Annotated in this window: 5 protein-coding genes; all 5 read right to left on the reverse strand. The window is 74.6% G+C overall.

Translation table 11 applies throughout. From position 1 onward, the window contains the following. Genes ACGFNI_RS18910 through ACGFNI_RS18930 form a run of 5 tightly spaced genes read right to left on the reverse strand, consistent with a single transcriptional unit; the run spans position 1 to position 22281 of the window. Positions 1-975 (reverse strand): GHMP kinase, encoded by a 975-nt coding sequence (locus tag ACGFNI_RS18910; RefSeq protein ID WP_393685109.1) that lies wholly within the window; start codon positions 973-975, stop codon positions 1-3. Then, positions 972-5465 carry an amino acid adenylation domain-containing protein gene (locus ACGFNI_RS18915; protein WP_393685110.1) on the reverse strand — a complete coding sequence of 1498 codons (4494 nt, stop codon included), beginning with the start codon at positions 5463-5465 and terminating at the stop codon, positions 972-974. The genes ACGFNI_RS18910 and ACGFNI_RS18915 overlap by 4 nt, the downstream gene beginning before the upstream one ends. Then, the gene (locus tag ACGFNI_RS18920) at positions 5462-8704 is read right to left on the reverse strand and encodes an amino acid adenylation domain-containing protein (protein ID WP_393685112.1); all 3243 of its coding nucleotides are present in this window, start codon (positions 8702-8704) and stop codon (positions 5462-5464) included. The genes ACGFNI_RS18915 and ACGFNI_RS18920 overlap by 4 nt, the downstream gene beginning before the upstream one ends. Before the next feature lie 6 nt (positions 8705-8710). Continuing rightward, the gene (locus tag ACGFNI_RS18925) at positions 8711-10267 is read right to left on the reverse strand and encodes an amino acid adenylation domain-containing protein (RefSeq protein ID WP_393685114.1); all 1557 of its coding nucleotides are present in this window, start codon (positions 10265-10267) and stop codon (positions 8711-8713) included. After that, positions 10261-22281, reverse strand: coding sequence for an amino acid adenylation domain-containing protein (locus ACGFNI_RS18930; RefSeq protein WP_393685116.1), 12021 nt, complete (start codon positions 22279-22281; stop codon positions 10261-10263). The genes ACGFNI_RS18925 and ACGFNI_RS18930 overlap by 7 nt, the downstream gene beginning before the upstream one ends. Between the last annotated feature and the right edge of the window lie 22 nt (positions 22282-22303).

Raw genomic sequence — 22303 nt, forward strand, 5'->3', positions numbered from 1 at the left:
TCATCCTTTGGTGGTGAAGTACCAGGTCTCCGGGATGCCCAGCGCGTCGAGCCGCTTGCGGGCCTCGTCGGTGCGGGTGGCGAGGTCGGGCAGCCGGGGGTCGAAGATGAGGCCGGCGACGTCACCGCTGTGCGCGACCTGGAGTCCGGCGGCGCCGGCCGCCTCACCGGCCCTGAGCAGGTCGTCCAGACCGGGAACGGGCAGGTGTCGCTGGTTGAGGCGGGCGCTGGCGGTGGCCACCCTGCCGATCAGGCCGGCGTCGCCGGTGCGGATCGCGCGTCTGGCCATGCCGAGGAGCGGGCGGAACGCCTCGATCTCCCAGACCGTGTAGCGGGCCCGGGGCAGGTCGAGGGTGGCGACGCCGGCGCCGTCCCTGCTGGTGCCGAAGCCGAGCACGGCCAGCGGCATGAGGCCGCCTCCCAGGTCCTCGACGATCTCGCCTTCGCGGTGGGCGAAGAGGACGGCGCGGTCCGGGTACATCAGCGCGTCGGACGCCGTCTCCGCCGCGATGGCCAGGGCGGCGCTCTGCGTGGGGTCGGGGCTGCGTCCGGCGGCGTCGTAGACCGCGCCGATGGCGGCGAGCACGTCGGCGGTGGAGGAGCCGAGGCCGCGGCCCGGCGGCATGTTGGTGCTCACCCGGAGCGTGCCGCCCGCGCAGGGGCCGCCCAGGGTGCGCAGGGCGAGTTCCGCGGCGCGGGCCGCCTTGATCCGCCAGGGTTCGTGCACGGTGACGTGGTCGGCGGTCGGGGACGGCGCGAAGTCGGCCCGGGAGCTGTACAGCGGGCAGGGCAGGGTGATCAGGGCGCGCCGCAGCCCTCCGCGGGTCTCGAAGACGCCTTGCAGGATCTCCCCGTGGTGGCCGGTGCTGCGGTGGGCGCCGAGTACGCGGACCGCCGGCCTGTCGGGGGCTGTGGAGGTGCCGAGGGGCATGGCTTCCTTGGGGGTGGTGGGGCAGGGGCCCGAAGCGGTGGTCACGTCCTGGCGACCGTTCGCGTGGTGGCGCGCGGGCCCGGGGGCGCGGGCAGCGCGGCGACGGTGACGAAGCGGGCGGGTATCTGGTAGTCGGGCAGCCGTTCGGCGAGGAACTCCACGAGTTCGCCGTCGTCCGGGGTGCGGCCTCCGGCGTGCGGTACGAGGTAGGCGTGCAGTTCGCCATCGGTGGCCAGGACGGCGGCTTCGGCGATCGCGTGGTGGGCGGTCAGCCGGGCGCGCGTCTCGTGGGGCGTGACGCGGAAGCCCGAGACCGTCGGCCAGGCGCCGGCCGGGCCGAGCGCGTCGAACGCGCCGGCCGCGGTCCGGCGGGCCCGGTGCCCGGTCGGCCGCAGCGGCCCCGAATCGACGTGCCCAAGGTGCAGTTCACCGGGGACACCGGGAGGCAGGGGCTCGCCGCGGTCGTCGAGTACGCGGGCGGTGATGCCCGGCGCCGGGCTGCCGACGGGGAGGGCTGATCCCCGGTCAGCCGGGCACGGGTGGTGGGCGCGGGACAGGGCCAGGGGCAGGCCCGGGGCGCCGAGTCCGGTGGCCAGGCGGCAGGCGCCGTCCGCCGCGCGCAGCACGGAGGGGTCGGTGTCCCGGCCGAGCACGAGCAGGGCTTCGGTGCCGTGGGCGAGGTCGGGAAGGTGGTGCGCGAGCAGGCGGTTGGCGGTGGTGTCGGGCAGCAGGAGCGCGGTGAGCGGTTCCTGGCGTGCGCCGAGCAGCGCGGCGACGGCGGCGGCGGATCCTGGGGTTTCCTCCGGCACGACGAGGGTGCCGCCCCTGGCCAGGGTGGTCCACAGTTCCACGAGGAAGACGGAGCCGGTCACCGGGTTGGCCTGGAGCACCCGCTGCGGGCCGAGGCCCGGCAGGTCCATCGCGGCGAGGGCGGACCGGACGGCGCCGTGCGTCACCTCGGCTCCGTCGGCCACGGCGAGTACGTCGGCGTCGGCGCGCGGCCCGTCCGGGGGGCGGGGCGGCGGGCTCGCGGGGTCCGGCTCCTCCCCCGTTCCCCGCCAGGCCACGACCACGCGGAGCGCGGCGGCGTCGTCGCAGGTGACCTGGACCGCTTCGGGGTCCGCTTCCTCGTCTGCGTCGACGACGGTGCAGACGGCGCCCGCACGCGCCGCGGCCAGGAGGGCGCAGGCCAGGTCGGCGCCCGGGGGAAGGCGCACAGCGACGGGCCGCTCGGGCCCGGCGCCCGCCGCGGTGAGCCGCTCGGCGAGTACGCCGGCGCGGGCGCCCAGTTCGCCGTAGGTGAGGGTGTGCGGGCCTGTCGTCAGTGCCGGTGCGCCGGGGTGCTCGTCGATGTGCCGTGCCACCCGTTCGATGACGCCGGGACCACGGTCCGCGGCGGCGGGAGGCGCGTCCGGGACGGCGCCGGTCAGGGGCAGCCGGGACACCGGCAGGTCGGGGTCGTCGAGTGCGGCGCGCAGCAGGTCCCGGTATGCCTGCGCCATGTGCTGCATGGTGGCGGCGTCGAACAGGTCGGTGGCGTACTCCCACAGGACGGTCAGGGAGTCGTCCTCGCTGCTGGGGCGCAGGCCGACCCGCTGCTCGGCGCGCGGGATGACGATGACGTTCAGGTCAGCCTTGGCCGACCCGTTGTGCTCGACGGTCACCTCGCCGCGCAGCCCGGCGAAGTCGAGGTCGGGGACGGCGGAGTCGTGGAAGCTGAACATGGCGGAGAACAGCGGGTTGCGCGACAGGTCCCGCACCGGTGCCAGGGCCTTGACCAGGCTCTGGAGCGGTACGTCCTGCCAGGCGTAGCCCTCCACCGCGGTGGCGTGCACCCGGGCGAGCAGGGTGCGGAAGGCCGGGTCGCCGTCGAGGCGGACCCGCAGCGGCACGGTGTTGACCACCATGCCGATCAGGCGCTCGGCCTCGGTGAGCCTGCGGTTGGCGACGCCGACGCCGAGCACGAAGTCGTCCTGGGCGCTGTAGCGCGACAGCAGGGCGGCGAACGCGGTCAGCATCATCGAGTAGAGGGTGACGCCTGCCTCCCTGGCCCTGGTGCGCAGCAGGGCGTACTCGTCGGGGGCGAGGGTGAACCGTACGACGTCGCCGCGGAAGGTGAACTCCGGTGGGCGGGGCCGGTCGGTGGGCAGTTCCAGGGCGGCGGGGGCGCCGGCGAGTGCGTCGCTCCAGTGGTCGAGGTAGCGGTCGAGGGTGGGTCCTGTGAGCCAGGCCCGCTGCCAGGCGGCGAGGTCGGCGAACTGGAAGCGGGGTGCGGGCAGGGCGGGCCCATCGGCGGCGAACTCGGTGTACAGGCGGGTCAGTTCGTCGACGAAGACGGCGAACGACCAGCCGTCGTGCACCAGATGGTGCTCCAGGTGCAGCAGCCGGTGGCTGTCCGGCGCGATGCGGGCCACGACCCAGCGGGCCAGCGGCGGCCTGTCGAGGTGGAACGGACGGGCCTTCTCGCGGGTGACGAGGTCCTGCCAGGCGTCCTCGCGCGCGGTTTCGGGGAGCGCGGAGAGGTCCACCAGCGGTACGTCCACGTCGATGGCGGCCATGTCGAGGGGACATTGGGCGGGTACGCCGTCGATCTCGCGGAAGGCGGTGCGGAAGATCTCGTGACGGCGGACGAGTTCGGTGAGCGCGCTCCGCAGCGCGGCGAGGTCGAGGGGGCCTCTCAGGTGGAGTGCGGCCTGGACCCGGTAGGCGGCGTTGCGGGGTGAGATCTGTTCGAGGAACCAGATGCGTTCCTGCGGATACGACAGGGGCAGGGGGCGGGTGCGGTCGGCGTGCCGCAGCGGGGGCGGCGCGGGCGCGGCGTGGTCGTCCGGTGTGGGGTCGCCGTCGACGAGGGCCGCGACGGAGCGGGGGGTGGTGTGCCGGAACAGGGCGGAGAGGGGGATGTCGGTGCCCAGGTCGGTGCGGAGGCGGGCGGCGAGGCGGCCCACCAGCAGGGAGTGGCCGCCGAGTTGGAAGAAGTCGTCGGTCGCTCCGACGTCGGTGCCGCCGAGCAGCTCCGACATCAGGGCGGCGACGGTCCGTTCGGCCGGGGTGGCCGCGTCCTCGCGGGTCTCGGGGAGGCCGGCGCCGGTCCTGCCGTGCCGCGGCAGGGCCGCGCGGTCCACCTTGCCGCTGGGGTTGAGGGGCAGTGCGGGCAGCACGACGACGGCGCCAGGCACCATGTGGGCGGGCAGCGTGCGGGCGCACCAGGCGCGCAGTTCCGTCGCGTCGGTGGGGGTGTCGGGGGCTGCCGCGTAGCCGACGAGGATTCCGTCGCGCGGGACGACTACGGCGTCCACGACCGCCGGGTGGGCACGGAGCACCTCGGTGATCTCGCCGGGTTCGATGCGGAAGCCGCGGATCTTGACCTGGTGGTCGGCGCGGCCGACGTAGGCGAGGCGGCCGTCGGGCAGCAGCCGCGCCAGGTCGCCGGTGCGGTAGGCGCGACGGCCGCCCGCGACGGGGACGAAGCGTTCGGCGGTCAGGGCCGGGCGGCCGAGGTAGCCGCGGGTGACGCCGGCGCCCGATACGGCCATCTCGCCGGTCTCGCCGTGCGGTACGGGAAGTCCTTCGGCGTCGATGAGGTCGACGCGGACGCCGGGCAGCGGGTGCCCGATGTCGGGTCGCCCGGCGCCGGTGACCACGCCGGTGGTGGCGCAGATGGAGGTCTCGGTGGGCCCGTAGGCGTTGACCATGCGACGGCCGCGGCGCCATCGGGCGGCGACCTCGGCGGGCAGCGCCTCCCCCGCGCACACCAGGGTGTGCAGTGCGGGGAGTTCGGCGTCGGGCAGGGCGGCGGCCACGGACGGCGGCAGCACGGCGACGCTGGTGCCGGTGCCCGCGAGCAGGTCCAGCAGGCCGGGGCCCGGGATGACGTCGTCGGGTCCGGCCAGGACCAGGGCCGCGCCCGCCGTCAGCGTGATGCCGACCTCGCTGACGGATGAGTCGAAGCCGGACGGGGCGAACTGGAGGACGCGGTCGGTGGCGGTGACGCCGTACGCGACGCGCATGCCGGCGACGGTGGCGGCGACGGAGCCGTGTTCGACGAGGACGCCCTTCGGGCGGCCGGTGGATCCTGAGGTGTAGATGACGTAGGCGAGGCGTCCGGGCGCCCCGGCGGGCAGGGCGTCGGCGGGCGAGGCGTCGGCCGGTACGGGCCCTTCGGGGTTCAACAGGCGTACACCATCGGGCAGTTGGGCTGCCGAAGGGGCGTCGGCGATCACCAGGGCGGCGCCGGAGTCGCGGAGCATGTACGCCAGCCGTTCCTCGGGGTAGGCCGGGTCCAGCGGAACCCACGCGCCGCCCGCGCGCGCCACCGCGAGCAGGGCGGTGACCTGGGTGGGGCCGCGGCCGACGCAGACGCCGACCAGGGTCTCGGGGCCGACACCAGCGGCGGCGAGCCGCCGGGCGAGTGCGGCCGAGCGGCGCTCCAGGGTGCCGTAGGTGACGGTGCCGCCCGCCCAGAGCAGCGCGGGGGCGTCGGGGGTGCGCGCGGCGTGCGCCAGGAACGCCTCGTGCAGCAGCGGGTTGTTCATCGTGGGGTACCTCGTTCGCTGTCCACGGGGAGGGTGGGCTCGGCGGGGCCGGCGAGCAGGCGCCTGGCCTCGTCGTCGGACATGGCCTCGATCTCGGCGAGTACCAGGTCGTGGGTGCGTTCCGCCGCGGCGGCGACCGTGGGGCACTCGAAGATCACGCTGAGGGGCAGGTGGGTGGCGAACACCCCCCGCATGCGGTTGATGGCGCGGGTGGCGAGCAGTGAGTGCCCGCCGAGGCCGAAGAAGTCGTCCAGCACGCCGAGTCGGGGCACACCGAGCACATCGGACCAGATCTCCACGAGGATCCGTTCGACCTCGTCGCGTGGTGCGAGGTAGTCGGTCTGCGGGTGGTCGGTGGGATCGGGTTCGGGCAGCGCGCCGGGGTTGAGCTTGCCGCTGGCCGAGCGGGGCAGCGCGGGCAGCACGGTGAGGGTGCCTGGCACCGCGTATCCGGGCAGCCGGGCCGTCAGGTGGTCGCGGATCTGCGCGGCGGTGACCGCGGGAGCGCCCAGGGCGACGTACCCGGCCAGGCGCAGGTCGCCGGAGGCGCGGCGGGTGACCACCGCGGCGTCCGTGACGGCGGGGTGGGCGCGCAGCGCGGCCTCCACCTCGCCGAGTTCCACGCGTGCCCCGCGCACCTTGACCTGGCGGTCCATCCGTTCCAGGTAGGAGAAGGTGCCGTCCGGGTTCAGCCGTCCACGGTCCCCGGTGCGGTACAGGCGCTCGCCCGGCCGGTAGGGGTGCGGGACGAAGGCGCCTGCGGTCTTGGCCGGGTCGCCGAGGTAGCAGCGGGCCAGTCCGATGCCGCCGATGCACAGTTCGCCAGGGACGCCGGGCGGCAGCGGGCTGAGCCGGTGGTCGAGGACGAGTACCTCGTTGTTGTCCATGGGGCGGCCGAGCCGGACCGCGCCGGTGCCCTCGGTGTCGCCCGGCCCGCAGACGTGGAAAGTGGAGTCGATCGACACCTCGGTGGCACCCCAGGTGTTGTCGAGGCTGACGGTGTCACCGAACGCGTCGCGGAACCGGCGGACGAGGGCGGGGCGGAGCGCCTCGCCGCTGGAGAGCACGCTGCGCAGGTGGCGGCGGATGGCGGTGATGTCCGCGGGGGTCAGTTCGTCCAGGAACAGTTCCAGCACGCTGGGCACGAACTGCACGTGCACGGCGCGGTGCCGGATCGCGGCGTCGACGAGGGCGCGCGGGTCACGGTGCAGTCCTGGCGGGAGCAGGGCGACGGTGCCGCCCTCGATCAGTGGCCACAGGATCTCCACGGCGGCGTCGTCGAAGGGCAGGGTCGTCTTGTGCAGGACGGTCTCGCCGGCCCGCAGTCCGTGCCGCCGCTGCATCCAGGTCATCCGGTTGACCCAGCCACGATGGGTGCAGGCCACGCCCTTGGGCCGGCCGGTGGAGCCCGATGTGTAGTAGACGGCGCAGAGGTCGTCGGGGTGCGTGGTCACAGGCAGCGGGCCTGCGGCGGCGGTGGGGTCGACGGTGAGCGCGACGGAGCCCGCGCGGGTCACGGTGTCGGCGTGGTCGGGCGAGACCAGGCAGACCGCGGCCCGCGCGTCGGTGAGCAGGGTGGCGACGCGGGCGGGGGGCGTGGCGGTCTCGACGGGCAGGTAGGCGGCGCCGGCCTTGAGGATGCCCAGGAGGCCCACGATCATCTCGGCCGACCGGTCGACGAGCAGGCCCACGGGCGCGTCGGGCCCCGCTCCGTGGTCGGCGATGCGGTGGGCGACGGCGTTGGCGGCGGCGTCCAGCGCCGCGTACGTCGTCGTGGTGCCGTCGTCGGCGGCCAGCGCCACCGCGTCGGGGGTGGCCGCGGCCCGGCGGGCGATGAGGTCGTGCAGGCCCGCGCGCGGGGTGTCGGCGGGCGGGCGCAGCGTCCGGGCGCGCAGGTTCTCCTGTTCGGCGTCGGACAGCAGCGGGATGTCGTCGATGCGAGTGCCGGGGTGTTCGGCGACGTGCCGCAGAAGCCTTTCCAGCCAGTCGGCCAGCCGGTCGACGGTGGCGTCGTCGTAGAGGTCGGTGTCCCAGTTGACGCCGCACCACAGGCCGTCGGGTAGGTGCTCGAAGCTGACGCAGAGGTCGTACTTGGCGCCCTCGAACGGCAGGGGCAGTTCCGTCACCGTCAGGCCAGGCAGCCGGGGTGCGCGGCGGCGTCCGCTGCGGAAGTTGACGAGGATCTGGAAGAGGGGGGTGCGGGAGGGGTCGCGTTCGGGTGCGATCTCGTCGACCAGCCGGTCGAAGGGGACCTCGGCGTGGTCGTACGCGTCCAGCGCGACGTCGCGGAGCTGCTCGGCGTATTCCTGGAAGGAGAGGTCCGGGTGCGGCAGGCCGCGCAGCGGCAGCATGTTGATGAGGACGCCGACGAGGCGTTCGGTGGCGGGGTCGTCGCGGCGTGCGTAGGTCGTGCCTGTGGTCACGTCGGTGCGGCCGGTGTAGCGGTGCAGGACGGCCTGGACGGCGGCGGTCAGCAGCATCGCGGGGGTGGCGCCCAGGGTGTGGCCGAGCGCGGTGAGCCGGTCCGCCACGGTGGGCGGCAGCACGAAGGCGGTCCTGCCGGTGCCGCGTCCGGCGCGTACCGGCGGGCGCGGCCGGTCGCCGGGCACCTCGAACGGGGTGAGGTCGGCGAGGACTTCGCGCCAGTGGGCGAGTCCCCCGTCCCGCGCCTCGGCGGCGGCCCGCATGTCGAGCCGGGCGGCGGCGGTGCGGTAGGGCTCGGCGGGTGCGGGCACCGGGGATGCGGATCCGTCGGTGAACGCCGCGTAGTCGGCGGCGAGTTCGTCGTAGAGCAGGGCGCAGGACCAGTCGTCGGCGGCGACGTGGTGGACCGTCAGGGCGAGTGTGTGCTCATCGGGTCCTTGGCGCACCAGCAGGGCGCGCAGCGGGGGTTCGGTGGCGAGGTCGACGGGGGTGGTGGCCTCCTGGGAGAGGGCGTGTTCGCGGGCGGCGGGGTCGGTGGCGTCCGTCTCGCGGAGGGTGCAGGAATCGGGCGGGAGGACCAGCCCGACGGGCGCGTCGCCGTGCGCGACGACGGCGGTGCGCAGGACCTCGTGCCGGGTGACGAGTGCGGTGAACGCCCGGCGCAGGGCCTGCACGTCGAGGGGACCGGCGAGATGCAGCCGTAGCGGAATGAGGTAGTCCGACGGGTGGCTGCTCATCTGGTCGACGAACCAGGTGCGTTCCTGGTCCCGGCTGAGCGGTACCTGGACCCCGGTGGGGCCGAGGGCGGCGGTCACGATCGGTCAGATCCTCTCGGGCGTGGCGGTGTGCGGGGCGGTGACGGTGTCGAGTGCGGCGAGGATGCCGCGCCCCCACTGGGGCTCGGGCAGCCGGCGCCGGTCCTCCTTGCCGTTGGCGTCGATGGGCAGGGCGTCGAGCGCCACGTACTCGGCGGGCAGCATGTGCCGGGGCAGCCGCCCTGCGAGGGAGCGGTGGATGGCGGACGCGGTCGGCGGGGTGCGGGGGTCGGGGACGACGTAGGCGACGATGCGCTTGTCGCCCGGTGGTGCCGGGCGGGCGACGACCAGGCAGGCGCGCACGCCGGATACCTCGCCGAGGGCTGCCTCGATCTCGCCGGGCTCGACGCGGTAGCCGCGCACCTTCACCTGCTGGTCGGCGCGGCCCGCGAACTCCAGGGTGCCGTCCGTGCGCAGGCGGCCGAGGTCGCCGCTGCGGTAGGCGCGGCGGCCCGTTCCGGGTTCGGGAACGTAGCGCCGGGCGGTCAGTTCGGGGCGGTTGTGGTAGCCGCGGGAGACGGTGTCCCCTGCGATCAGGATTTCGCCGGTCTCCCCCGGCGGCAGCGGGCGGCCCGTCGCGTCGACGATGTGGAAGCGGACGCCGGGCAGCGGCGTGCCAAGGGGCAGCGGGGACTCCAACTGCTCGGGGTCACCGAGGAGTTGGCGGCAGACGATCACGGTGGTCTCGGTCGGCCCGTAGACGTGCGCGACGGTGAGCCCGGGGTTGGCTGTCAGCGCGCGCCGCACCCGGGCGGGCGAGACCACGTCGCCGCCGGTGACGACGGTGTGCAGGGGGGCGAGTGCCGTCGGGTCCTCGTCCACGATCTGGTGGAAGAGTCCGGCCGACAGCCACAGGCCGGTGGCACCCCTGGCCTTGACCGCCTCGGCGAGGTCGGCCGCACCCAGTACGTGATCGGAAGGGAAGGCCAGACAGGCTCCGTTGAGGAGCACGCCCCAGATTTCCAGGACCGAAGCGTCGAAGGAGAACGAACTGCTCTGGAGCATCGTGCGGCCGAGGCCGCGCGCGGCGAAGTCCTGTGCCCGGCAGAAGGCGGTGACGTTGCGCTGTTCGACCAGGACGGCCTTGGGCAACCCCGTCGATCCGGAGGTGTACATGGCGTACGCGAGGTCGTCGGGCGCGGCGGGCACGGGCCGCTGCGGCGCGCGGTCGGCTCCGTCGTCGCCGGGCCGGTCCGGGTCGATGACCCGGCAGCCGGCAAGACCGGCGGGCAGGGCATCGCCTGCGTCGGCGATCAGCACCCGGATGCCGCTGTCCCGGCGCATGTGGGCCAGCCGGTCGTCCGGGTAGGCCAGATCGAACGGTACGTATGCGGCACCAGCCCGCAGGACGGCCAGGATGTTCACCACGAACTGCGGTGACGGGACGGCGGCGACGCCGACCAGTTCCTGGTGCCGTATGCCGAGGCGGCGCAGCCGGCCCGCCAGGCGGGTGGCCGCCGCGTCCAGTTCGCGGTAGGTGAGCCTGCCGTCGTCGCCGTGCAGGGCGACGGCTTCCGGGGTGCGGGCCACCCAGTGGCGGAAGGCTTCGTCGATCGTCACCATCGTGCGTCCTCCAGTCCGACGCCCAGCTCGTGCAGCAGTTCCCGCAGGAAGTCCTCGCCGGCGTCGGAGTTGGACGCGACGACAAGGCCGTGGCCGCGGTCGGGATCCGACCAGGTCAGCGCGCGGAATCCGGGCACGCCTCCGGTGTGCCCGAACCACCGGCGGTCGCCGTACGGTTTGCCGATCACGCCGAGGCCGCCCGGGGTGCCGGGGTGCGGGCGGAGCATCTCGGCCGCCGCCGCGGCACCGAGGAAGGCCGACGGGCCGCCGGTGACCGCCCGGTGGATCTCGACCGCGACCCGGGCCACGTCCCGCGGGGTGGACCACAGGCCGCCGGCCGCGGCCTCGGAGTACAGGTGCGGGCCCTCGGCGTAGAGGCGCCCCGCCGCGTCGTGGTTGTGGGCGACCGTGCCGTCGTGGCGCCGGTGCGCGTCGAGGGCGAAGCCGCTGTCGCGCATGCCCAGCGGGTCGAGCACCAGGGCCCGCATCAGGGTGGCGAAGTCCTGGCCCGTGATGTCCTCCAACACCTGTTGGACGACGGTGTAGTTGGAGCTGGAGTACAGGTACGGGGAGCCGGGCGGGCCGTCGGGGCGGACCGGTGGCGTGGGGGCCGGCGGGCGGCCGTCGAGTATCTCGCGGAGCGTGGGGACCGGCTCGTCCGCGCGGTGGCCGTGGTACGCCTGGGCGCCCAGGCCCGAGGTGTGGCTGAGCAGGTGGCGCAGGGTGACTCCGTCGCCTGGCAGCCGCCACGACGTCAGCCGGGTGTTGACGTCCGCGTCGAGGTCGAGCCTGCCCTCCTGCACCAGCCGCAGCACGGCCAGCGCGGTGACGTGTTTGCTGACCGAGCCGACCTGGAAGAGGGTGCGGTCGTCCACTCCGGTGGGGTCGTCGGCCCCCAGGGTGCCGAAGCCCCAGGCTCCGTGCATCTCGCCGTCGGCGATCACCGCGATGCCCACGCCCGGCACCCGGTGCCTGAGCATCGGCAGCAGCGGCACCGGCGTCCCGGGGAAGAGCCGCGCGACGAACGGTTCGGCGGGCCGGCGCGGCGGATGCGGCGCGGTGCCGCGCGCCACCAGTCCCGCCAGCCGGCGCAGGGTGCGTGCGGCGAGGTCGCGCACGGTGGCGGGGTCGAAGACGTCCCCCGCGTAGCGCCACTCCATGTGGAGTGCGCCGGCCAGGACAGCCGAGTCGACCTCTAGGAGGTGCGAGCGGCGCTGTCCGTGGTCGACCGGGGTGCCGAGGGTGTGCGGCACGGGGCGCAGCGGCGCGCCCGACGGCCCGGTGGCGTCCCGGCGGCCGTGGTAGTTGAAGGCGACCTGTGCCTCGGGTCCTGACGGTCCGGTGGCGGTCCGTCGCAGGTGGCGGGCGATTCCGTGGCCGATGCCCCGGCCCGCTGGGGTGCGGACGTGCTCGCCCACCACGGCGACCCAGTCGGCGGTGTCACCGGAAGCGGGACGGGTCAGGACGAGGGGCTGCACGCTGGTGAACCAGCCGACGGTATGGGAGAGGTCGACGTCGTCGAACAGCGGCTCCCTGCCGTGGCGTTCGACGTCAATGGCGCAGGTGTCGCCGCCGGTGAACTCGGTGAGGGTGTCGGCCAGGGCGGCGAGCATGAGGTGTTCGGGTTCGGCGCGGTATGCCGCTGCGGCCTGCCGGAGCAGGGCATCGGTGGGCACGGCTGGCAGCACGACCCGCTCGGTGCGGGAGCGGCCCTCGGTGTTGCGGGCACCGCTGCGGTCCACCGGGAGGGGTTTCACCGCGGGCCTGGGCAGCGCCCAGTAGGCGGCCTCGGGGGCGAACTCCTCGCTGTCCGCGTGCTCCTGGAGCCGTCGCGCCCAGTGGCGCACGGAGGTGGTCTTGGCCGGCAGGCGCCCGCCGCCGCACAGGGTGGTGAGGTCTTCGGCCAGGATGTTCCAGGAGACGGTGTCGACGGCGACGTGGTGGATCACCAGCAGCAGGCGGCCCGACGGCTCGTCCAGGACGGCCCGCAGCAGGCGGCCACCGGCCAGGTCGAGCCCGGAATGGGCGGCCTCCACGGCGGCATCGGTGTCCGCCGGGTCGCGCACCACGTGCAGCGGGTCGTCGTCCGGGGTACCGGCGGCCAGGTGCTGGTGCCAGCCGTCCGGCTCGCGGGTCCAGCGCAGCCGCAGCGCGTCGTGGTGCTCGACGAGAGCCAGGAGTGCCGCGCGCAGGGTGTCGGCGGTCACGGCGGGGTCGACGTGCAGCAGCAGAGTCTGGTTGAAGCGGTCGCGCGGGCCGAGTTCCGCGTAGTGGTGCTGGATCGGTCCGAGGGGCACTTCCCCTGTGACGCGGCCCTGTTCGGCGTGGAGTGGCACCTGGCCGCGGGCGGACTCGGCGTCCGCGGCGGCGGCGAGTTCCGCGACCGTGGGATGGTCGAACACCATGCGCGGGGTCACGGTCAGGCCGGCCTCGCGGCAGCGGGCCACGGTGTGGATGAGCAGGATCGAATCGCCGCCGAGCACCCGGAAGTTGTCGTGCACCCCGACCTGCGGCACCCGCAGGACACGGGCCCAGATCTCCGCCAGTGCCCGTTCGGTCGGGGTGCGGGGTGCGACCTGCGCGTCCTGGCCGGCCGCCGCGCCGTCGGGCTCCGGGTCGGGCAGGGCGGCCCGGTCGGTCTTCCCGTTGACGGTGAGCGGCAGGGCGTCCAGGACCACGAAGGCCCTGGGGATCATCACGTCCGGCAGTTCGGCGCGCAGCGCGGCCCGGGTCTGGTCGGGGTCGGCGTCGCCGGTCAGGTAGGCGACGAGCAGCCGCGCGCCGTCCACCGCCCGTACGTCGGCGACCGCGTCGCGGACTCCTGGCACCCGGCGCAGGGCGTCCTCGATCTCCCCGAGTTCGACGCGTACACCGCCGAGCTTGACCTGGTGGTCGTTGCGGCCGGCGAACTCCAGGGCGCCGTCGGCGCGTCGGCGGCCCAGGTCGCCGGTCCGGTAGAGCCTGCTGCCCGGCGGCCCGAACGGGTCGGGCACGAACCGTTCGGCGGTCAGTGCGGGACGCCTGTGGTAGCCCCTGGCCAACCCCGGTCCGCCGATGAACAGTTCGCCGGTGACGCCGACCGGCAGCGGCGCGAGATCCGCGTCGAGGACGTGGACGGTGTTGTTGTCGATGGGCAGTCCGAGGCTGACCGCGCCGCTCTCAGCGGCGGCGTCATCGGCGGTGCACACCCGGCAGGTGGAGTCGATGGACACCTCGGTGGCGCCCCAGGTGTTGTCCAGGCTCACCCGGTCCCCGAAGAGTTCCCTGAACCGGCGCACCAGTGCGGGGCGCAGCGCCTCGCCGCTGGTGAGGACCGACCGCAGTGCGGTCATGTCCGCGGCGCGGCGCGGCGTGAGGACGTCGAGGAACACCTCCAGGACGCTGGGGACGAACTGCACGTGGACGACCGCGTGCCCGGCGACGGCTTCGGCGATGGCGTGCGCGTCGCGGTGCGCGCCGGGCGCCAGCAGGACGACCTGGCCGCCGTTGAGCAGCGGCCACAGGATCTCCACGGCCGCGTCGTCGAAGGTGAGCGTCGTCTTGTGGAGCACCGCGTCACCGGGCCGCAGCCCGTGGCGGCGCTGCATCCACGCCATCCGGTTGACCCAGCCGGCGTGGTGGGAGGCGACGCCCTTGGGTGCGCCGGTGGAACCGGATGTGTAGTAGAGGGAGCACAGGTCGGCGGGTTGCGCGAGGGGTTCCGGGTCGTGGTCGGGCTCGTCCGCCCAGGGGGCGGGGTCGTCCAGGGCCAGGACGGGTGCGCCGGTCGCCCCGCCGTCCGGCAGTCCCTTCCGCAGGCGGGTCTGGGTGAGCACCGCCTGCGCGCCCGCGTCGTCGAGGAGGTACGCCTGGCGTGCCGCGGGGTGTTCGGGGTCGACGGGCACGTAGGCCGCGCCCGACTTGAGGATGCCGAGCAGGCCGACGACGTGTTCCGGTGAGCGTTCGGTGCACAGCGCCACCAGCGATCCGGCGCCGATGCCCGCCCGGCGCAGCCGGTGGGCGACGCGGTTGGCCCGGGTGTTGAGTTCGGCGTAGGTCAGTGCGTCGGTGGCGGTGCGGACGGCGATGGCGTCCGGGGTGGCGGTGGCCTGGTCCTCGATGAGGGAGTGCAGGGTGCGGTCGTCGGGGAACGGTGTGGTGGTGGCGTTCCACCCGTGGACCACCTGGTCGCGTTCGTCGGGCGACAGCATCGGCACGTCGGCCGCGGTGCCGTGCTCCGTCTCGCACAGGCCCTTCAGCAGTGCCGCGGTCTGCGTGAGCAGCCGCTCGGCGGTGTACCGGTCGTAGTGGGTGCGTGCGCAGCCGACTTCGAGGGTGAGCCCGTCGGTGTGCGCGGCCTCCAGCACGAGCGGGTAGCCGGTGCTGCGGGCCCGGGTCTCGGCGACCGGGCGGACCCCGGACGGCAGGGTGGCGCCGCCGGTGTCGGTGAACACCACCAGGCTGTCGAACAGTTCGCGTCCCGCGGGTACTTCGGCGGCCCGCCGGACGTCGGGGAGCGCGACGTGGGCGCGTCCCGCGACGTCCGTGACGCGTGCGTGGACGTCGCCGAGCAGGTCGGCCAACGGGCGGTCGGGGCGGGCCGCGACGCGCAGCGGCAGGGTGTTCATCAGCAGCCCCACCATGCGTTCGACGCCGTCGACGTCGCCGAAGCGGCCGGAGACTGTGGTGCCGAAGACGACGTCCCCTTCGCCGCTGGTGCGCGCCAGCAGCAGGGCCCAGGCGGTGTGGACGAGGGTGCCGACGGTGACGTGGTGGCGGCGGGCGGTGCGTTCCAGGGCGGCGATGAGGCCGGGGGGCAGGGTGCGGCGCGCGGTCCAGACCCCGTCGGTGTCGCCGGTGGGACGGCTTCCGGGCAGCGGGGTGGGCCGGATGAAACCGGCCAGGACGGCGCGCCAGTGGGCGGCCTCGGCGCCCGCCTCGTCGGCTGCGGCGCGTGCGCCGAGCCAGCGCAGGTAGTCGCGGAACGGTGGCGGTGCCGGGGTGTCGGGGAGGCGGCCGGTGTCGCGCCGGGTGCGGTAGGAGTCGAACGCCTCGGTGAACAGGGTGTGCAGGCTCCAGCCGTCGAAGACGATGTGGTGGGTGGTCCACACGAAGCGGTGGCGGTCGTCGGCGACGCGGATCAGCAGGAAGCGGGCGGGCGGCGCGGCGGCGAGGTCGAAGACGGTCCGTCCTTCCGCCTCGGTCAGTGCGGTGAGGCGCTCCTCCTTGCGGTGCGGGGGCAGCCCGGACAGGTCGGCGTGGCCGAAGCGGGGCGGCGCGGAGCGGTGGACGACCTGTACCGGGTGCGGGAGTCCGGCCCAGCGGAAGGAGGACCGCAGGATCGCGTACCGGTCGACGATGCGGGCCCACGACTCCTCGAAGGCGGTGGCGTCGAAGGCACCGTCGATGTCCACGGCGAAGGTGCGGACGTAGTCGCCCGTCTCCGCGAGGGTGTGCAGCAGCAGCCCGGTCTGGAGGGGGGAAAGGGGCAGCACGTCCTCGGTGTCCTGGCGCCCGGTGGCGTGGCGGAGCGCGTCGAGCGTCTCCTCGTCGAGCCCGGACAGCTCGAAGGGGCGGGTGGCCACAGCGGGGGCCGGGGCGGGGGCGTCCTGCTGCGCGGCGGCCAGTGCCCCGACGGTCGGGTGGGCGAAGAGGCGGCGGGTGGTGACGGGCAGTCCGGCGTCCCTGGCGCGCGCGGCGACCAGGACCGCCTTCATGGAGTTGCCGCCGAGGGCGAAGAAGTCGTCGTGGACGCCGACTTCGGCGGCGCCGAGTACCTGCGACCAGATGGTGGCCAGGGTCTGCTCGGCGGGGGTCCGCGGGGCGACCCGGGTGTCGGGTGCGGCCGGTTCGGGGGCAGGCAGGGCAGGGCGGTCGATCTTGCCTGCGGCGTTGAGCGGCATCCGTTCCAGGACGGTCATCCGGGCGGGCACCATGGCCCTGGGCAGCTCCGTGCGCAGGAAGGCGCGTACATCGGACGGGTCGGGGGCGCTGCCCACCAGGTAGCCGGCCAGGAACTCCTCGCCGGTGGTGTCCCGTCGGACGGTCACCGCGGCCGTGGCGACGTCGGGGTGGCGGGTCAGGGCCTCCTCGATCTCGCCGAGTTCGATGCGGTGGCCGCGGATCTTGACCTGGTGGTCGTCGCGTCCCAGGAACCTGATCCGGCCGTCCGCACGGCGGGCCGCGAGGTCGCCGGTCCGGTACAGCCGCGCGCCCGGTGGCCCGAAGGGGTCGGGCACGAAGGCGCGGGCCGTCAGGGCGGGGCGCGCGTGGTAGCCGCGCCCGACCCCGGCCCCGCCCAGATACAGCTCGCCCGGCACACCGACCGGCACCGGCCGCATCGTCTCGTCGAGCACGTAGGCGGTGGTGTTGGGCAGGGGCCGGCCGATGGTGACCTCGCCTTCGCCGGCGTCGACCTCTTCGTGGGTGGCCCAGACGGTGGCCTCGGTGGGGCCGTAGACGTTGACCAGGCGGGGCACGCGGGCGGTGAGTTCCGCGGCGAGCGGCCGGGGCAGCGCCTCGCCGCCGACGAGGCCCACGGCGACGGCGTCCTCGGGGCCGAACCCGGCGGCGATGAGCAGCCGCCAGCCGGACGGGGTGGCCTGGACGTGGGTGACGCCGTGCGCGCGGATCAGGGCGCGCTGGGCGGCGGCGTCCCACCGGGCGTCGTCCGGCACCACGACGACCCGGCCGCCGGTGGTCAGCGGCACGAACATCTCGACGGTGGAGATGTCGAAGGACAGGGCGGTCAGTCCCAGCCACACCTGGGGGGTGCCGGGTTCGAGGACGTCGGCCATGGCGGCGACCAGCAGGGCGAGGGAGCCGTGGGTGATCTCCACGCCCTTGGGCCGGCCGGTGGAGCCCGAGGTGTACAGCACGTAGGCGAGGTCGTCCGGGCGCGGCGGCTCGGCCGCGACGGTGCGCTTCTCCCCTGGGGTGCCGCCGAGGGGAGCGCGTACGTCCACGGACGTGACGCCGGGCGGGGCGGCCACGTCCCCGTCGGTGAGCTGGACGCGTACGCCCGCGTCGGACAGGACGTACGCCGCCCGCTCCTCGGGGTACTCGGGGTCGACCGGCACGTAGGCCCCGCGGACCCGCCACACGGCGAGTACCGCGGCGAACAGGGCGGCCGAGCGGTCAAGGCGCAGCGCCACCCGGTCCCCCGGGCGCACTCCTGCCGCGCGCAGGAACTCCGCCAACTCTTCGGCCCGTACGTCCAGTTCGGCGTAGGACCAGGTGTCCGTGCCGCTGGTGACGGCTGCCGCACGCGGGGTGCGGGCCAGTTGGGCGGTGATCATCTGCGGGACGGTGGTGGCGGCGGGGTAGTCCCGCGCGGTGTCGTTCCAGTGGTGCACCACGAGGTCACGGTCGCTCTCCGGGAGGATCGCGAGGTCGGCGATGCGGGCGTCGGGCGCTGCGGCGGCGGAGGCGAGGAGCCTGCCGAAGGACGCGAGCAGCCGTTCGGCGTCCTCGGGGTCCATCCGGGCGTCGTCGTGGATGAGCTGGGCGCACGCCCCGTCGGCGGCGAGCCTGACGTTCAGCATCAGCGGGTAGCCGCTGTTCTGGTGCACCGGGCCCATCCGCACCCGCAGTCCTTCGAGGTCGGCGCGTTCGGCGGCGGCGAGGTTCTGCAGGACGAGGATGCTGTCGAACAGCCTGCGGTCGCCGGGCACTTCGGACCAGCCGTGGATGTCGACGAGCGCGCAGTGCTCGACGTCGCGCAGCGCGCCGAGTTCCCCGCCGAGCCGGGTGAGCCAGGCGCCGAGCCGGTCGTCGTCGGACCAGCGGACGCGCACCGGGAGGGTGTTGGAGAGCAGTCCGACGGTCCGTTCGATGTGCGGGATGTCCACCGAGCGGCCGGAGACCGTGAGGCCGAACAGGACGTCGCTGCGGCGGCTCCACCGTCCCAGGAGGAGCGCCCAGGCGCCTTGGAGCACGGTGCCGAGCGTGCAGTGCCGTGCGCGGGCCAGCCGGGTCAGGTCCTCGATCAGCCCGGGTGCCAGGGTGAGTTCGGCGGTGCGGGCCCGGCCGGCGGGTCTGCCCTCGTCGGCCGGGCGCACGACGGGCACGGGGGTGGGTTCGGTCAGCCCGGCGAGCGTCTCGCGCCAGTGGTGTTCGGCCGCGCGGGGGTCCTGGCGCTCCAGCCATGCCACGTAGGTGCGGTGGGACACCGGTGCGGGCAGGTCGCGGGGCGGGCGTCCGTCGCGGCGCAGCGCGGTGACGGTGGCGAGTACCTCGTTGATGACAGGTCCGACGCTCCAGCCGTCGGCGACGACGTGGTGGCTGTGCCAGACCAGGTGGTGGGTGGCGGGTCCGGTGCGGATCAGGTGGAGGCGGTGCGGCGGGGTACGGAACAGGTCGAAGCCGCGGCGGCGTTCCTCGGCCAGCAGGGCCTCCAGCCTGGTGTCGACGCCGTCGGCCGGGGTGTCGGTCCAGTCCAGGACGGTGAGGTCGACGGGGACGTTCCGGTGCACCACCTGCAATGGGCGCGGCAGTCCCGCCCAGCGGAAGGAGCAGCGCAGGGCGTCGTGCCGGTCGACGACGTGCTGCCAGGCGGGGGCGACGGTGTCCGGGTCGAGGTCGCCCTCGATCTCCCAGCGGTACTGGGTGAAGTAGGCGTCGCCTTCGGGGTCGTGGACGGCCTCGAACAGCATGCCCGCCTGGAGCGGGGTGCACGGATAGATGTCCTGGACGCCGCCGGGTTCCATGTCGGACAGGATGCGGTCGAGGTCACCCTGGCCGAGGCCGGCGAGCGGGAAGTCCTCCGGGGTGGCGGCCGGTGCCGTCGGGGCGGTTTCCGGCGGGACGACGACGGCGGCCAGTTCGGCGAGGGTCTGATGGGCGAACACCTGGCGCGCGGTGAGGGTGTAGCCGGCCTCGCGGGCCTTGGACACCAGGAAGACGGCGCTGACCGAATCGCCGCCGAGGGCGAAGAAGCTGTCGCGGGGGCCGATCCGTTCGACGCCGAGCAGCTCGGACCAGAGTCCGGCCAGCACGCGCTGCGGTCCGTCGGCGGACAGCTCATCGGCGGCGCCTTCGGCCTCGATACGCGGCGCGGGGAGGCGCTTGCGGTCGGCCTTGCCGTTCGCGGACAGCGGCATGCGCTCCAGCGGTACGAGGACGGCGGGCACCATGACCGCCGGGAGCGCGGCGGCGAGGTGCCTGCGCAGTTCCTCCTCGGGGACGCCGCCGACGACATAGCCGACCAGACGGTCGCCGGAGGGGGCCTGCTGGACCACCACCACGGCTTCGGACACGTCGGGGTGCGCGGTCAGCCGGGCCTCGATCTCGCCGAGTTCGATGCGGTGCCCGCGGATCTTGACCTGGTGGTCGTTGCGTCCCAGGAACCGGATGTGCCCGTCCGGGCGTCGAACCGCCAGGTCGCCTGACCGGTACAGCCGGGCACCGGGCGGGCCGAACGGGTCCGGGACGTACGAGCGTGCCGTCAGGGCGGGGCGGGCGTGGTAGCCGTGCCCCACGCCTGCCCCGCCCACGTACAGTTCGCCCGGCACGCCGACCGGCACCGGCCGCATCGCCTCGTCCAGCACATGGACGGTGATGTGGGGGGTCGTGGTGCCGACGGTGATCTCGGCGGCGGGGTCGGTGACATCGCCGTAGGTGGCGTAGACGGTGGCCTCGGTGGGGCCGTAGCAGTTCATCACCCGCCGGGCCGTCCGGCGCATGTCGTCCGCGAGCGACGGGGACAGCGGCTCGCCGCCGGTCATGGCCACGGCGAGCCGGGGCAGCCGGGCCGCGGACAGGAGGATGCGCCAGCCCGACGGGGTGGCCTGGACGTGGGTCACGCCGTGCGCGCGGATGATCTCCGCAGCCGCGGTGGCGTCCCGCCCCGTTCCCTCCGGGGCCAGTACCACCCGGGCGCCGGTGATCAGCGGCAGGAACAGCTCGGGCACCGCGATGTCGAAGGTCGGTCCGCTGAGGCCGAGCCAGACGTCCTGCGGCCCGGAGCCCAGCCGGTCCCGCAGGCCGCACAGGAAGTTCAGCACCCCCGAGTGCTGCACCGCCACGCCCTTGGGGCGGCCGGTGGTACCGGAGGTGTAGAGCACGTACGCCAGGCTCATCGGGTGGAGGGCGGTGCGGGCGCCTGTCGCGCCGGCGGGGCCTTCGCCGGATGCGGTGGCCTCGTCGTCGAGGTGCAGGACGGGCAGTGCGCCGCTCGGGACCGGCCGGCCGCGCTCGGCGATCACCAGGGCCGCGCCGGCGTCCGCCAGCATGGTCCGCAGCCGCTCGGCCGGGTGGTCGAGCGACAGCGGCAGGTAGGCGCAGCCGGCCTTCCACACGCCCAGCAGCGCCACCGCGAGCCGTTCGCTGCGGGGGAGGTGGACGGCGACGAGCGCGCCGGGCACCACGCCCGCGGCCAGCAGCCGGTCCGCGGCCCGGTCGGACGCCTCGTCGAGCCGGCGGTAGGTCAGTGTCGTGTCGCCGAAGACGACCGCGGGCGCGTCGGGGGTCGCCGCCACGGTCGCGGCGAAGCGGTCGAGCACGGTGCCGGCCGGCGGGGTGCCCGTGGTGTCGTGCCACTGCGTCACCATCCGCTCCTGGTCGGCGGCGGACAGCAGGTCCAGGGCGCCGACGGTGGTGTCAGGCGCGGCCACGGCACGGGTGAGGACCTCGACCAGCGAGTCGAGCATGCGCTCCACCGTCTCCGGTTCGAACAGCGAGGTCTCACCGACCAGGTCGAGCCGGACCCCCTCGTCCAGGTTCACCGCGATCAGCGACAGGTCGACCTTCGCCGATGCCGCGCGCACCCGTTCACGCTCCACGGCCACACCCGGCAACTCCCAGACGTGCTCGCGGGATTCGATGCACTGGAACATGGCCTGTGACAGCGGGTTGCGCGATCCGTCGCGGGGCAGCCCGGCGTCGGCGACCAGCTGCTCGAAGGTGATGTCCTGGTGTTCCAGCGCGCTCACGACGACCGCGTTGACGCGGTCCGTCAGCGTCGCGAACGTGGGCGCGCCCGTGGTGTCCATGGGCAGCGGCAGCGTGTTCGCCAGCATGCCGATCAACGGTTCCGTCCCGGCGGAGACCCGGCCGGACACCGGCGTCAGCACGGAGAACCGTTCCTGTCCGCCGGTCCAGCGGTGCAGGAACGCCGTGTACACCGTCAGGACGGCCGTGTACAGGGTGACGCCGCGGCTGCGGGCGTACCCGCGCAGGGCGGAACTCGTCTCCGGGGACAACAGCCGGCGGGCGCCGTGCCCCCAGAACGTCGGGGTGGGCGGGCGCACATGGTCGGTCGGCAGCTCCAGGACCGGGGGGACGTCGCGCAGGGCCGCGCGCCAGTGGTCCCGCTGCGCGGTGAGCAGGTCGCCGGACAGGCGGGCCGACTGCCAGGCCGCGTAGTCCGTGTACGTCACCGGCAGTTCGGGCAGGACCGTCCGCAGGTCGTCGGCGCCCGCGGCACCGGCCGCGTAGAGGGCGCCGAACTCCCGCCCGAGCACTCCGCAGGACCACTCGTCGGCGACGCAGTGGTGCAGGTTGAGCACCAGCAGGTGCGTGCTCTCGTCGCAGGTGGCGAGCACGGCCCGGAAGACAGGGCCGCGCTCCAGGTCGAACGGTTCGCCGATCTCCTGCTCCGCGAGCCGGACGGCGGCGTTCGGCCGTGCGGCCGGCGGGAGGCCGGTCAGGTCGACCTCGCGCAGCGCGGCGGGCGCCGGGGGCAGCGGGGTCTGCGTCGGCGGGCGCCCGTCCCTGAAGACCAGCCGCAGCGACTCGTGACGCTCGACGAGCGCATCGAGCGCCCGCCGCACCGCGGCACGGTCGAGCGTGCCGGTCAGGCGCAGTATGCGGTGCACGCTGAACGTGGAGTTGTCCGACAGCAGGCGGTCCGCCACCCACAGGTTGTGCTGGACGGGCGCCAGCGGTACGGCCTCCCCGGCCGGCCGCCGGGGGATACCGCCCGCGGCCTGTGCCCGTTCCGCGCCCGGCATCGTGCGCCCGCGCAGCCGCTGGTGCAGCAACTCGCGCTTCTCCGCGGTCAGTACCCGCCCCTCCCCCGGCCCCTCACTGGTCACGACGTCCTCCCACGGCTTTGGC

Source organism: Streptomyces sp. NPDC048644, assembly GCF_043199105.1.
Classification (GTDB): domain Bacteria; phylum Actinomycetota; class Actinomycetes; order Streptomycetales; family Streptomycetaceae; genus Streptomyces.